The following is a 13676-nucleotide window of genomic DNA, read 5'->3' on the forward strand; positions in this document are numbered from 1 at the left end:
AGGTGCACGATCGCCTGCAGGAGCTGCCGAAGGCTGCGATCTTTTGACTTTGATCTCAAGCCGACCATAAAAAACCCCGCCTGCTTTCGCAGACAGGGTTTTTTTACAGGGGTAAGGCTGGCTTACATCATGCCGCCCATGCCACTCATACCGCCCATGTCTGGCATGCCGCCGCCAGCTGGTGCGTCTTCCTTGATCTCGGCGATCATGGCTTCGGTCGTGATCATCAGGCTGGCAATGGAAGCCGCTGCCTGCAGAGCCGAACGAGTCACTTTGGCCGGGTCCAGGATGCCCATTTCGATCATGTCGCCGTATTCGCCGGTCGCAGCGTTGTAACCGTAGTTACCCGAACCCTGCTTGACCTTGTCGACAACTACGCTCGGCTCGTCGCCGGAGTTGGCAACGATCTGGCGCAGTGGCGCTTCAACAGCGCGACGCAGCAACTGGATACCAACGTCCTGATCGGCGTTGTCGCCTTTCAGTTCGGAGATAGCCTGCAGAGCGCGAACCAGTGCCACGCCGCCGCCAGGCACCACGCCTTCTTCAACGGCTGCACGGGTAGCGTGCAGGGCGTCTTCAACGCGGGCTTTCTTCTCTTTCATTTCAACTTCGGAACCAGCGCCAACCTTGATCACTGCAACGCCACCGGACAGCTTGGCCAGACGCTCTTGCAGTTTTTCACGGTCGTAGTCGGACGAAGTGTCAGCCACTTGCTGACGGATCTGCAGAACGCGAGCCTGAATGTCAGCCTCAACGCCGGCGCCGTCGATCACGGTGGTGTTTTCTTTCGACAGAATGACGCGCTTGGCATTACCCAGGTGTTCCAGGGTAGTGCTTTCCAGGCTCAGACCGATTTCTTCGGAGATGACGGTACCGCCAGTCAGAACAGCGATATCCTGCAGCATGGCCTTGCGACGGTCGCCGAAGCCCGGAGCCTTGACGGCTGCGACTTTGACGATGCCACGCATGTTGTTCACAACCAGCGTCGCCAGGGCTTCGCCTTCGACGTCTTCGGCCACGATCAGCAGCGGACGGCCGGCTTTCGCGACGGCTTCCAGAACTGGCAGCATTTCGCGGATGTTCGAGATTTTTTTGTCGACCAGCAGGATCAGCGGACCGTCCAGCTCGGCGGTCATGGTCTCTGGCTTGTTGACGAAGTACGGGGACAGGTAACCGCGGTCGAACTGCATGCCTTCAACAACCGACAGTTCGTTTTCCAGGCCCGAGCCTTCTTCAACGGTGATCACGCCTTCTTTACCGACTTTTTCCATGGCTTCGGCAATGATGTCGCCGATGGAGCTGTCGGAGTTGGCCGAGATGGTGCCAACCTGAGCGATTGCCTTGGTGTCGGCGCAAGGCTTGGACAGGGCTTTCAGCTCTTTGACGATCGCGATGGTCGCTTTGTCGATACCGCGCTTGAGGTCCATCGGGTTCATGCCGGCAGCGACGGCTTTCAGGCCTTCGTTGACGATTGACTGAGCCAGAACGGTAGCGGTCGTGGTGCCGTCGCCTGCGTCATCGTTGGCACGGGAGGCAACGTCTTTGACCAGCTGCGCGCCCATGTTTTCGAAGCGATCTTTCAGCTCGATTTCTTTGGCAACGGACACGCCGTCCTTGGTGATGGTCGGAGCGCCGAAGCTCTTCTCGATGATCACGTTACGGCCTTTAGGGCCCAGGGTCGCTTTTACTGCGTCAGCCAGGACGTTTACACCGGCGAGCATTTTCTTGCGGGCGGAATCGCCGAATTTAACTTCTTTAGCAGCCATGATCGATATTCCTTAAATACTTTGTAGTAACGGGAAAATGAGCGGGGAATCAGCCTTCGACAACAGCGAGGATTTCGCTTTCGCCGATTACCAGCAGGTCTTCGCCATCGACTTTCACTGTGTTGCTGCCGGAGTACGGGCCGAACACAACCTTGTCACCCACTTTCACGGACAGCGCACGCACTTCACCGTTGTCCAGGACTTTGCCCGGGCCTACAGCGAGGACTTCGCCCTGGTTTGGCTTTTCAGCAGCCGAACCTGGCAGGACGATACCGCCAGCGGTTTTCTTTTCTTCTTCGCTGCGACGGACGACGACGCGGTCATGCAGAGGACGAAGCTTCATTGTCGATCTCTCCTAATTGTGGTTTTCATCGGCCGGTGTATTCCCGGCGGGTTTAACAAATCCGGCAATGCCGGGTGCGGTTCGTCAAGCGAACCGCGGAAGTCTGTCTGGCGTTATCACCAGAAACCTTGCGGTGACCGTTACATAAGGGCGCACAAGCTGATTACAAGGGCGGGGAGCGAAAAATTTTCATCTTCGAACCGCCAAAACCTGACACGGCACCCGAAGGTGCCGTGTGATTTGGAAGGTTACTTGGGATCGCGGTGTTCGTACTCGCCTTCGATCACGTCGGGCTGGCGGCCCAACGGCTCACGCGGAGCAGGACCGCCGCGTGGCTGCAGGTCATCGGCGAACGCTCGTTGGCGAATCGCCGCTTCTTCGGCACGCTGGCGCATTTTATTGGCCAGCAACCGGCGAGAAATCGGCAGCAACATAATCAGGCCAAGCACGTCGGTAACGAAGCCCGGCAGGATCAACAGACCACCTGCCAACGCCAGCATCAAGCCTTCCAGCATGGTCTGGGCCGGCAACTCGCCGCGGTTCAGACTTTCACGCGCACGCAGCGCAGTGGCCAGACCGGCGATACGCAGCACGAATACGCCGAGCATCGAGCCGAGAATCACCAGCAGCAGGGCCGGGAAAAACCCGATCGCCCCGCTGACCTTGACGAATACGAACAGCTCCAACACCGGAAACAGTACAAAGAGCAATAAAAAAGGGCGCATCAAATGGTTCCTCAACGCAAGAATGCCTTGCCAGTCTTCCCTAGATGACGTCGCCGTTTCGTGAATTCAAGCGTCGGCCGCTTCATTTTTCGGCCAATGCTCGGCGTGAGCCAGAGAAACCAGGGCTTCGCGCACTTGTGTCGGCGTATTACATGGCGCTTGAAACGGTAGCCAGTACAGTGCTTGGCCGATGCGCAGGTGCATGCCTTCCGTGTCGATACCGGCCAGCTGCGCAGGTTCGGTTTTCGGCAAACCGGCCAGTTCCACGTAATGCGCGATGGCTTTGGCGTGATCGGCATTCATGTGCGCGACCATGCTGACTTCGGCCTTGCCCGCGAACGGGTTGGCCAGCGTCAGTTGATCGACCCAATGAATCGCGCCGAATCCGCCGATGTAGCGATGGCGTACCGGTTTGAGCACCCAGAAATCGAAGTCATGGGCCTGATGATAATTCTGCGACTCGGGGAAATAGCGGTAGTAGCGATCGGCAGCGGCGTCAATGGAGCAAGGCTCATCAAGCTTTTGCGCTTCTGCGAGGTAAGTCAGGCGACCGACTGCCTGTACGTCTTCTGCCCCGCGCTCGCCGACGAACAGCGAGCATTTCGGATCCTTTTGCAGGTTGTGGGTGTGCTGGGCAATGCGGCTGATCAGGATCAGCGGGCATCCCTGATCATCCAGGCAATACGGAACCACCGAACCAAACGGAAAACCGGGCATCGCCCTTGAGTGCGTGGAAAGCACCCCGCGGTATTCCTTGAGAAGCAATTCTCGGGCATTCTTGGCCGCTTCAACGCTCAATTTATGACTCCTTATAGAGAATCCGTCGAAAAAATGGACAGGCGCCGGGGGCAAGTTCCGCTGCGCCTTTTGGACAATCTCGTGTGCAACCAGGCCGCTGCCGGTGCAGATCGAGAGGCTCTCTAATAAGAAAACCACTTCAGACGGCTACCGGGGCATGCGAATGCAACTCACTGACAAAGTAATCATTATCACCGGCGGTTGCCAGGGTTTAGGCCGCTCGATGGCCGAGTATTTCGCCGGCAAAGGCGCGAAGCTGGCACTGGTCGACCTCAATCAGGAAAAGCTCGACGATACAGTCACGGCCTGCAAAGCCAAGGGCGTCGAGGCTCGCGCCTATGTGTGCAACGTGGCCAATGAAGTACAGGTGACGCACATGGTCGCTCAGGTGGCCGAGGATTTCGGCGCGATCCACGGCCTGATCAACAACGCGGGCATTTTGCGCGATGGCCTGCTGCTGAAGGTCAAGGATGGCGAAATGACCAGGATGAGCCTGGCACAATGGCAGGCTGTCATCGACGTCAACCTCACCGGCGTGTTCCTGTGCACCCGTGAAGTCGCGGCAAAAATGGTCGAGTTGCAGAACAGTGGCGCGATCATCAATATCTCCTCGATTTCGCGCGCCGGCAATGTCGGTCAAACCAACTACTCCGCCGCCAAGGCCGGCGTCGCTGCGGCGACCGTGACCTGGGCCAGGGAACTGGCGCGCTACGGGATTCGCGTCGCCGGCATTGCGCCAGGCTTTATCGAGACCGAGATGACCCTGGGCATGAAGCCCGAAGCGCTGGAGAAGATGACCGCCGCAATACCGCTCAAGCGCATGGGCAAACCGGAGGAGATTGCCCACTCGGCTGCTTACATTTTCGAGAACGACTATTACACCGGGCGGATTCTGGAGATGGATGGCGGTTTGCGGATTTAACGCAAAACCATCACTTCGCGGTGTAGCAGCTGCCGAGGCACGAGGCTGCGTCGCGGTCGCGCGTGCGGAGGACCGCCCCGGGGGCCGCTACGCAGCCCAACGCAGCCTCGTGCCTCGGCAGCTGCTACATGATGAGGCTGCGATCCTTTCTGTAAATCAATCGTCGCTGATGGTGATAGTCGGCATCGCCGGCGATGCCGCTTCCTGCAACACGATCCGCGCGCCGACATGGCGAGCGAGTTCCTGGTAAACCATGGCGACCGGGCTGTCCGGTTCGGCGATCACCGTTGGTTTGCCGCCATCGGCCTGTTCGCGGATCGCCATTGCCAGCGGCAACGAGGCCAGCAGTTCGACGCCGTACTGGTTGGCCAGCTTCACTCCGCCGCCCTCACCGAACAGATGCTCGGCATGCCCGCAATTGGAGCAAATGTGTACGGCCATGTTTTCCACCACGCCCAACACCGGAATGTTGACCTTGCGGAACATCTCCACGCCCTTGCGCGCGTCCAGCAGTGCGAGGTCTTGCGGGGTGGTGACGATCACTGCGCCGGCCACCGGGACTTTCTGCGCCAGGGTCAGCTGGATGTCGCCGGTGCCTGGCGGCATGTCGATGACCAGATAATCCAGATCGCCCCATGCGGTCTGCGTGACCAGTTGCAGCAGCGCCCCGGAAACCATCGGCCCGCGCCAGACCATCGGTGTGTTGTCATCGGTCAGGAACGCCATCGACATCACTTCGACGCCGTGGGATTGAATCGGCACGAACCACTTCTGATCCTTGACCTGCGGGCGAGTCCCTTCAGGGATACCGAACATGATGCCCTGGCTCGGACCGTAAATGTCGGCATCGAGGATCCCGACTTTGGCGCCCTCGCGAGCGAGTGCGAGTGCCAGGTTTGCGGCGGTGGTGGATTTGCCTACGCCGCCCTTGCCCGAAGCCACGGCCACGACGTTTTTGACGTTGGCCAGCCCCGGAATCTGCGCCTGAGCCTTGTGCGCAGCGATCACGCTGGTGATGTCGACGCGAGCTGTCGTCACGCCATCCAGGCCTTCAATAGCCATTTGCAGCAGTTGCGCCCAGCCACTCCTGAACAGGGCAGCGGCGTAACCCAACTCGATCTGGACACTGACGCGATCGCCCTGGATATCGATGTTGCGCACGCACCCGGCGCTGACCGGATCCTGGTTCAGATAAGGGTCGGTGTATTGGCGAAGGACGGTTTCCACCGTTGCGCGATTGACGGCGCTCATGGGCAACTCCGATAGCAAGACTGGAAAATCAGGCGGGTATCGTACGCCGGACACACTTTTGTGGCGACCAGAATACCTGTGGCGAGGGGCTTGCCCCCGTTGGGTGGCGAAGCCGCCACCGGTTTTACGACTGCTGCGCAGCCGAACGGGGGCAAGCCCCCTCGACACAAAAGCTCTTTTGCAACAATAAGCCCTCAGGCCACGGGGGTGAAAAATATGCGCCGGCGCTTTATAGTGGCCGACCTCCGTTTCATCAAGTAGCCGAGCCCCATGTCCGAGCCACGCAAGATCCTCGTCACCAGCGCCCTGCCCTATGCCAATGGTTCGATCCATCTTGGCCACATGCTGGAATATATCCAGACCGATATGTGGGTGCGCTTCCAGAAGCACCGCGGCAATCAATGCATTTATGTCTGCGCCGACGACGCCCACGGTTCGGCCATCATGCTGCGCGCGGAAAAGGAAGGCATCACCCCGGAACAACTGATCGCCAACGTCCAGGCTGAACACAGCGCCGACTTTGCCGATTTCCTGGTCGACTTCGACAACTTCCACTCCACTCACGCCGAAGAAAACCGTGAGCTGTCGAGCCAGATCTACCTGAAGCTGCGCGACGCCGGGCATATCGCCACGCGTTCGATCACTCAGTACTTCGACCCGGAAAAGAACATGTTCCTGGCCGACCGCTTCATCAAGGGCACCTGCCCGAAATGCGGCACCGAAGACCAGTACGGCGACAACTGCGAAAAATGCGGCGCAACCTACGCGCCGACCGACCTGAAAGATCCGAAGTCGGCCATCTCTGGCGCCACCCCGGTGCTCAAGGATTCCCAGCACTTCTTCTTCAAGCTGCCGGACTTTCAGGAAATGCTCCAGGCCTGGACCCGCAGTGGCACTCTTCAGGATGCCGTGGCGAACAAGATCGCCGAATGGCTGGATGCGGGCCTGCAGCAGTGGGACATCTCCCGTGATGCGCCGTACTTCGGTTTCGAGATTCCCGACGAGCCGGGCAAGTATTTCTACGTCTGGCTCGATGCGCCGATCGGTTACATGGCCAGTTTCAAGAACCTGTGCGACCGCACGCCGGAGCTGGACTTCGACGCGTTCTGGAACAAGGATTCAACCGCCGAGCTGTACCACTTCATCGGCAAGGACATCGTCAACTTCCACGCACTGTTCTGGCCAGCGATGCTCGAAGGCGCGGGTTTGCGCAAGCCGACCGGCATCAACGTGCATGGTTACCTGACCGTCAACGGCCAGAAAATGTCCAAGTCCCGCGGCACTTTCATCAAGGCCCGGACCTATCTGGACCACCTGTCGCCGGAATACCTGCGTTATTACTACGCGGCCAAACTGGGCCGTGGCGTCGACGACCTCGATCTGAACCTCGAAGATTTCGTGCAGAAGGTCAACTCCGACCTGGTCGGCAAAGTTGTCAACATCGCCAGCCGTTGCGCCGGTTTCATCCACAAGGGCAACGGCGGCATTCTGGTGGCCGGCAATGCTGCACCGGAGCTGACCGAGGCATTCCTGGCGGCCGCGCCGAGCATCGCCGATGCTTACGAAGCCCGCGACTTCGCGCGTGCCATGCGCGAAATCATGGGTCTGGCCGACCGTGCCAACGCGTGGATCGCCGACAAGGCGCCATGGTCGCTGAACAAACAGGAAGGCAAGCAGGATGAGGTCCAGGCCATCTGCGCGCTGGGCATCAACCTGTTTCGCCAGTTGGTGATTTTCCTCAAACCGGTGCTGCCACTGCTGGCCGCCGATGCCGAGGCGTTCCTGAACGTCGCGCCGCTGACCTGGGACGACCACGCGACCTTGCTCAGCAACCATCAGTTGAACGCGTTCAAACCGCTGATGACCCGTATCGACCCGGTAAAAGTTCAAGCCATGACCGATGCTTCGAAAGAAGACCTGACCGCTAGCCAGACCGACACCGGCGACGCGGCACCTGCCGGCAACGGCGAACTGGCCAAGGATCCGCTGTCGCCGGAGATCGAATTCGATGCCTTTGCTGCGGTGGACCTGCGCGTCGCGCTGATCGTCAAGGCCGAAGCGGTGGAAGGCGCCGACAAGCTGTTGCGCCTGACCCTCGACATCGGTGACGAGCAACGCAACGTGTTCTCCGGGATCAAGAGCGCTTACCCGGACCCGTCCAAGCTCGATGGTCGCCTGACCATGATGATCGCCAACCTCAAACCACGCAAAATGAAGTTCGGTATTTCCGAAGGAATGGTAATGGCGGCCGGCCCTGGCGGCGAAGAAATTTACCTGCTCAGCCCCGACAGCGGCGCCAAGCCGGGCCAGCGTATCAAGTAAGGTGCAGCGCTAAACCGATCCCACAGTCGTGCCCAATGCGACTGTGGGATTTTTCATATCTGGCCCACCCTCCCTCCTTGCCGGATAATGCCTAACCTTGTTTGGACTGGCCCATTTTTTTGCCGGCAAAGCCATGACCGAAATTGTTCTGATACTCATCAGCGCTGCCCTGATCAACAACTTCGTGTTGCACTGGCCGCTGGGCGCTGATCCGCTTTTGGGTGCCGAACGTCGTCAGCTCCACGCATTGGGCATTGCGACAACGTGTCTGATGCTGACTGTCGGCATGACTGGCTATGCGCTCCACCATTGGGTGCTGGTGCCGCTGGAGCTGACGTCTCTCAAGCTTTTCGTATTTTTGCCGCTGAGTGTGCTGCTGATCACGCCCTTGCTGAAACGGCTCGCGCAGGTGTTTTCGACCCTGCCTTTCGAGGGGCTCTGGCCGCTGCTGCTGGGCAATGCCGGCGTCTTCGGGCTGACGCTGTTCAACGCCGAGCAAGACAAGGGGTTGGGGTACGCCACCGCCCTGAGCCTCGGCGCCGGCTTCGGTTTCTGGCTGGTACTGATTCTGTTCAGCGACTTGCGCCAGCGCACGCTCGACAACGATGTCCCGCAGCCCTTTCGCGGCCTGCCGATCGACTTGATCGGCGCCGGACTGATCGCAGTGGCTTTTCTCGGATTCAGCGGACTGATCAAAACATGAGCCTGATTCAACGCATCGATGCACTGCTGCCGCAGACCCAATGCGGCAAGTGCGGCCATCCCGGCTGCAAGCCCTACGCCGAAGGCATCGCCAGCGGCGAACCGATCAACAAGTGCCCGCCCGGTGGCCGCGAAACCATCTCGGCACTTGCGCAGTTGCTGAAAGTGCCGGTGCTGGAACTGGACATCAGCCGCGGCTCGGCACCGGCACAGTTGGCCTACATCCGTGAGGCCGAATGCATTGGCTGCACCAAATGCATCCAGGCGTGCCCGGTGGACGCGATCGTCGGCGCGGCGAAATTGATGCACACGGTGATTGTTGATGAGTGCACCGGGTGTGATCTGTGTGTCGCACCCTGCCCGGTCGATTGCATCGAGATGCGACCATTGGAGTCGGCCACGGTGGTGCCGATTGTCGGCGGTCTGGCGTTCAATGCCGAAGAACAACAGGCGCGTGCTGCCAAACGTAATCACGCGCGGCGGCGTTTCGAGCAGCGTAATGTCCGACTGCAGCGCGAGGAACAGCAGAGAATCGCCGAGCGTCAGGCCCGCGTGCAGCGCGCTGTGCTTCAGCCCGGTGGTGCAACAGCCGACCCGGTGCAAGCCGCCCTCGAACGGGTGCACGCGCAGAAGGTGGCTAATGCCGATGCTGCGCTGAAGAAAGCCAGGATCGAAGTGGCGATGAGTCGCGCTCAATTGAACAAATCGCTGAAGGCTTTCGGGCATCCGCCGACCTTCGAACAGCAATCGCAATTGATCGTGCTGCAACAGCAATTCGAGGCGGCCGAGCGGACACTGACGGCGCTGCAAGGCACTGTCCCGCCGGCACCGGCTCCCGTGCCAACGGTGCAGAATGCCGACCTGAAACGAGCAAAAATTCAGCTGGCCTTGCGTCGCGCCGAGTTCAATAAAGCGCAGACTAACGGCGCGTCGGCTGAACACGTCGCTTCACTGGAAAGGGCAATGAACGAGGCGCAACGTCAGGTCGATGCCCATGTTACCCCTTGAATCCGCAGACCAACGTCTTCAGCGCGCCATGAAACTCGTGTTGTTGTCCGCGGTTCCCGGACTGCTGACACTGCTCTGGTTTTATGGCTGGGGGGTGTTATTCAACCTGCTTTTGGCGGGTATCTCGGCACTGGCAATTGAAGCGTTGGTGTTTCATCTGCGCAAACGTCCGCTCAAGCCAAGCCTGCTCGACGGCAGTGCCCTGGTCACTGCGACGCTGCTGGCGATCGCATTGCCCGCCTATTGCTCGTGGTGGTTGACGGTCAGCGCGGCAGCGTTTGCCATGCTGTTTGGCAAGCACCTGTACGGCGGTGTTGGCAGCAATCCATTCAACCCGGCGATGCTGGGTTACGCGCTGGTGCTGGTGTCGTTTCCGCAGCAGATGACGCAATGGCCTGCGGTCCATGGCATGGACTTGCTCGGTGGTGTGCAACAGATATTCGGATTCAATACCGGGGCGCCAGACGCCTGGGCCCAAGCCACAGCACTGGACAGTATTCGCATCAATAACAGTTTGACCATGGATGAACTGTTCTCGGCTAATCCAGCGTTTGGCTCTTTTGGTGGGCGCGGCATGGAGTGGGTCAATCTGGCCTTCCTGGCGGGCGGCGCTTTTCTGCTGCAGCAACGGGTGTTCACCTGGCACGCGCCGGTCGGCATGCTCGCCAGTCTGTTCGTCATCAGCCTGCTGTGCTGGAACGGTTCGGGCTCGGATTCCCACGGCTCGCCTCTGTTTCATTTGCTCACAGGCGCGACCATGGTCGGCGCTTTTTTCATTGTCACCGAACCGGTGTCTGGCGCCAAAAGCCCGGGCGCACGACTAATGTTCGGTGTCGGTGTGGGGCTGCTCACTTACCTGATTCGCACGTGGGGTGGTTATCCGGACGGCGTTGCATTTGCAGTCCTGTTAATGAATCTGGGCGTGCCGGCGCTGGACCGGATGATCGCCTCCAGATCGGAGCGATTGACGTCATGAACCGCACGTGGCGCATCATCCTGCTGCTGTTGCTGGCTGCGTCAGGAATGGGCGCAACTTATCTTGTTCAGTACATCAGCGCACCGCACATTGCAGCCGAGCAACGGTTGATCGACAGCCGGAATCTGCTGGACCTGCTGCCGGCGGACAGTTACGACAACGAGGCGCTGCAGCAGCCGCTGCAACTCGATGACAGCGCCTTGGCCCACAGCACACTATTGAACGGGTATCTGGCGACCAAGGCCGGCCAGCCCAGCGCGGTGTTGCTACGAAGTCAGACGAGCGGTTACGCAGGCACTATCGTGTTGATGGTTGCCATCGACACTCACGGGAAGCTGCTGGGTGTAAAAACGCTCTCGCAATCGGAAACGCAGGGGCTGGGCGCGATGATCGCCGACTGGCCAAATGTCTGGCTCCAGGGGTTTACCGGCAAGTCTCGCAAGGAGACTGCCGACACCGGCTGGGCGTTGAAGAAAGATCAGGGGCAGTTCGATCAGATCACCGGCGCGACCATCACCTCAAGAGCGGTGATTCACGCGGTCCATGACGCGTTGCAATATTTCGACGCGCATTCACAAAGGCTGGTCGGGACCATTCCCCATGAATAAGCCAACGGCGTTGCAGAACTCTCTGATGTTGACGCCTCTGATCGGCGCGACCGGCTCCTTCGCGAGTGCCCTGGGTGTCTGGGTGATGTTCATCGCTGTGGTCAGCACCTATGGCGCGGGCATGACGCTTTTGCGCTCCCGACTGGATCCGACCGTCCACCTGGTGGCGAGTATCCTCCTGGCGGCAACCCTGACCAGTTGTGCGCAATCCGCAGGGCAAGCCTTTGCGCTGCAATGGCATCAACCAATGGGAATTTATGCAGGACTGATCGCATTGCAATGCGTTGTCCTGGAACGCAGCGGATTTTTCCACAATGCCATGCGTGATCGCCTGCGCTTGTGTCTGCTGTTCGGCGCATTGCTGCTGGGCTCAGGAGCGCTGCGAGCGTTCCTCGGCAGCAGTGAACTGCGCCTGGCAACGTTAGCCCCTGGCGGATTCATCTTGCTCGGCCTGCTATTAGCCGCCTGGCAAGCATCGCCCCGCAGGACGTCCCGGCAATGAATGTATTCGAGGAAACTTACCGCCCATGAACGCCGCAAAACGTCAGGAAATATTTCGCAGGTTGCATGAAGACAACCCGGAACCGAAAACCGAACTGGCGTATTCCTCGCCCTTCGAATTGCTGATCGCCGTCATCCTGTCGGCGCAGTCGACAGACGTTGGCGTTAACAAAGCCACCGCTAGACTTTATCCGGTGGCCAATACACCGCAAGCCATTTATGCGCTGGGGGTCGAGGGCTTATCGGAATACATCAAGACCATTGGACTGTTCAACAGCAAAGCCAGAAATGTGATCGAAACCTGTCGTTTACTGGTGGAGCGTCACGCAGGCGAAGTACCACAGACCAGAGAAGAGCTGGAGGCGCTGCCCGGCGTCGGCCGCAAGACTGCCAACGTAGTACTCAACACGGCTTTTCGGCAGCTGACGATGGCCGTGGACACGCACATTTTCAGGGTGAGCAACCGCACCGGCATTGCGCCTGGCAAAAACGTGGTCGAAGTTGAACATAAGCTGATGAAGTTTGTGCCCAGGCAATACCTGCTCGACTCTCATCATTGGCTGATCCTTCATGGACGCTACGTGTGCCTCGCCCGCAAGCCTCGCTGCGGCAGTTGCCGGATCGAAGACCTGTGCGAATACAAGCATAAAACTTCGGACGATTGAGACACCACCAGGTTTTTAGCCTGATCGATTGAAAAAATCTTTTTTACCCGCCGTGAGATTGTCGATATAAGGGGCGCCAAAGGCCGCCGTAGCCTGGAGTAACCTTATGAGCACTGGCAAAGAACGATTGGATGTAGAAGAAGACTTTACGCCCGTTGAGGCAGAAGAGGCCGAGCCTGTGGTGGAAGTTGCAAAGACCAATCTGAGCAAACGCCGCACCATCGATAACCTGTTGGAGGAGCGTCGACTGCAGAAGCAATTGGCCGATTACGATTTTGACTTGTAATACCTGAAGGCCTCCCGCAATGGAGGCTTTTTGCTGAACACGACCGTTGCAAAAATCCAACCCGTCCCCTCCAGCTGTCGCGGTGTTATACCAGCCCATTGCGCTGAGCCAGTTCGATCAGATCAACCAGCGATCGCGCATTCAGTTTCAGCAACAGCCGGGTTTTATAGGTGCTTACGGTTTTGTTGCTGAGAAACATCCCGTCAGCGATTTCCTTGTTGGTCTTGCCTCGCGCCAGCTGTTGCAAAACCATCATCTCGCGCCCCGAGAGACGATCCACCATATCGGCCTCACTGGCATTCCCCAAACTGGAACGCACCGTATGCAAGGCCTGGTTGGGAAAATAACTGTAGCCTGACAGAACTGCCTTGATTGCACTGAGCAACTCGGTGAGATCCTGTTGCTTGCAGACATACCCGGCGGCGCCGGACTGCATGCAACGCATTGAAAAATGCCCCGGCGCCTGCGAAGTCAATATCAGGACTTTCATTGGCATGGCCGCCGATGCCAGGCGCGCTATGACCTCCAGGCCATCGAGCTTCGGTATTCCAATATCCAGTATGACAATGTCCGGCATATGTTCCCGGGCAAGTTGTAGTGCATCGACGCCATTATCTGTTTCTGCAATAACTTCGTAGCCATGACGCTCCATCAGCATTCGTACCGCAAGACGAATGACAGGGTGATCATCCACGATCAGCACTCTATTCATGGGCAAGTCCAATTTTCGCTGTTCGATTTTTTAGAGCCCGCACAATAGCCTAGTCGTTTCATCCATGGCATGCCGCTCCCCCCAGTCACCC

Annotated in this window: 15 protein-coding genes; 9 read left to right on the top strand and 6 right to left on the bottom strand. The window is 58.8% G+C overall.

Translation table 11 applies throughout. The annotated features are described in order from the left end of the window. Positions 1–122: 122 nt before the first annotated feature. The 4 genes from groL to ACYZT1_RS19800 all read right to left on the bottom strand — a co-directional run bounded on the left by groL (position 123) and on the right by ACYZT1_RS19800 (position 3632). On the bottom strand, positions 123–1766 hold the full coding sequence (gene groL / locus ACYZT1_RS19785; protein WP_462016330.1) for a chaperonin GroEL: 1644 nt from the start codon (positions 1764–1766) through the stop codon (positions 123–125). Positions 1767–1815: 49 nt separating this feature from the next. Further along, the gene (locus tag ACYZT1_RS19790) at positions 1816–2109 is read right to left on the bottom strand and encodes a co-chaperone GroES (RefSeq protein WP_007948593.1); all 294 of its coding nucleotides are present in this window, start codon (positions 2107–2109) and stop codon (positions 1816–1818) included. A 248-nt stretch (positions 2110–2357) separates the two neighbouring features. Further along, positions 2358–2834: an FxsA family protein gene (locus ACYZT1_RS19795; RefSeq protein WP_462016331.1), complete on the bottom strand. Its 477-nt coding sequence runs from the start codon at positions 2832–2834 to the stop codon at positions 2358–2360. Positions 2835–2900: 66 nt separating this feature from the next. Further along, positions 2901–3632, bottom strand: a complete 732-nt coding sequence (locus tag ACYZT1_RS19800) for a HugZ family pyridoxamine 5'-phosphate oxidase (RefSeq protein ID WP_462016332.1) — start codon at positions 3630–3632, stop codon at positions 2901–2903. Positions 3633–3795: 163 nt separating this feature from the next. Between ACYZT1_RS19800 and ACYZT1_RS19805 the strand changes: the two genes are divergently transcribed. After that, on the top strand, positions 3796–4554 hold the full coding sequence (locus ACYZT1_RS19805) for an SDR family oxidoreductase (RefSeq protein WP_462016333.1): 759 nt from the start codon (positions 3796–3798) through the stop codon (positions 4552–4554). A 156-nt stretch (positions 4555–4710) separates the two neighbouring features. Here the strand turns inward: ACYZT1_RS19805 and apbC are convergent, their stop codons facing one another. Beyond that, complete coding sequence (apbC, locus tag ACYZT1_RS19810; RefSeq protein ID WP_462016334.1) at positions 4711–5805, bottom strand: iron-sulfur cluster carrier protein ApbC; 1095 nt, start codon at positions 5803–5805, stop codon at positions 4711–4713. 270 nt (positions 5806–6075) lie between these two features. Between apbC and metG the strand changes: the two genes are divergently transcribed. From metG to ACYZT1_RS19850, 8 genes are all read left to right on the top strand, one after another. Next, positions 6076–8127 (top strand): methionine--tRNA ligase, encoded by a 2052-nt coding sequence (gene metG / locus ACYZT1_RS19815; RefSeq protein ID WP_462016335.1) that lies wholly within the window; start codon positions 6076–6078, stop codon positions 8125–8127. A gap of 133 nt (positions 8128–8260) precedes the next feature. After that, complete coding sequence (locus tag ACYZT1_RS19820; RefSeq protein ID WP_462016336.1) at positions 8261–8830, top strand: electron transport complex protein RnfA; 570 nt, start codon at positions 8261–8263, stop codon at positions 8828–8830. Then, positions 8827–9837, top strand: coding sequence for an electron transport complex subunit RsxB (rsxB, locus tag ACYZT1_RS19825; protein ID WP_462016337.1), 1011 nt, complete (start codon positions 8827–8829; stop codon positions 9835–9837). Before ACYZT1_RS19820 ends, rsxB begins: the two co-directional genes overlap by 4 nt. After that, complete coding sequence (locus ACYZT1_RS19830) at positions 9824–10813, top strand: RnfABCDGE type electron transport complex subunit D (RefSeq protein WP_462016338.1); 990 nt, start codon at positions 9824–9826, stop codon at positions 10811–10813. The genes rsxB and ACYZT1_RS19830 overlap by 14 nt, the downstream gene beginning before the upstream one ends. Continuing rightward, positions 10810–11421 carry an RnfABCDGE type electron transport complex subunit G gene (locus ACYZT1_RS19835; protein ID WP_462016339.1) on the top strand — a complete coding sequence of 204 codons (612 nt, stop codon included), beginning with the start codon at positions 10810–10812 and terminating at the stop codon, positions 11419–11421. The genes ACYZT1_RS19830 and ACYZT1_RS19835 overlap by 4 nt, the downstream gene beginning before the upstream one ends. After that, positions 11414–11923 (top strand): Rnf-Nqr domain containing protein, encoded by a 510-nt coding sequence (locus tag ACYZT1_RS19840; protein WP_462016340.1) that lies wholly within the window; start codon positions 11414–11416, stop codon positions 11921–11923. Before ACYZT1_RS19835 ends, ACYZT1_RS19840 begins: the two co-directional genes overlap by 8 nt. Positions 11924–11948: 25 nt before the next feature. After that, entirely contained in the window at positions 11949–12587 is a 639-nt protein-coding gene (nth, locus tag ACYZT1_RS19845) for an endonuclease III (RefSeq protein WP_462016341.1), read from the top strand. A 106-nt stretch (positions 12588–12693) separates the two neighbouring features. Beyond that, complete coding sequence (locus ACYZT1_RS19850) at positions 12694–12873, top strand: PA3496 family putative envelope integrity protein (protein ID WP_462016342.1); 180 nt, start codon at positions 12694–12696, stop codon at positions 12871–12873. An 85-nt stretch (positions 12874–12958) separates the two neighbouring features. Here ACYZT1_RS19850 and ACYZT1_RS19855 read toward each other — a convergent pair whose 3' ends face one another. Beyond that, complete coding sequence (locus ACYZT1_RS19855) at positions 12959–13585, bottom strand: response regulator (RefSeq protein ID WP_462016343.1); 627 nt, start codon at positions 13583–13585, stop codon at positions 12959–12961. Between the last annotated feature and the right edge of the window lie 91 nt (positions 13586–13676).

The sequence above is a fragment of the Pseudomonas sp. PB3P13 genome (assembly GCF_054897735.1).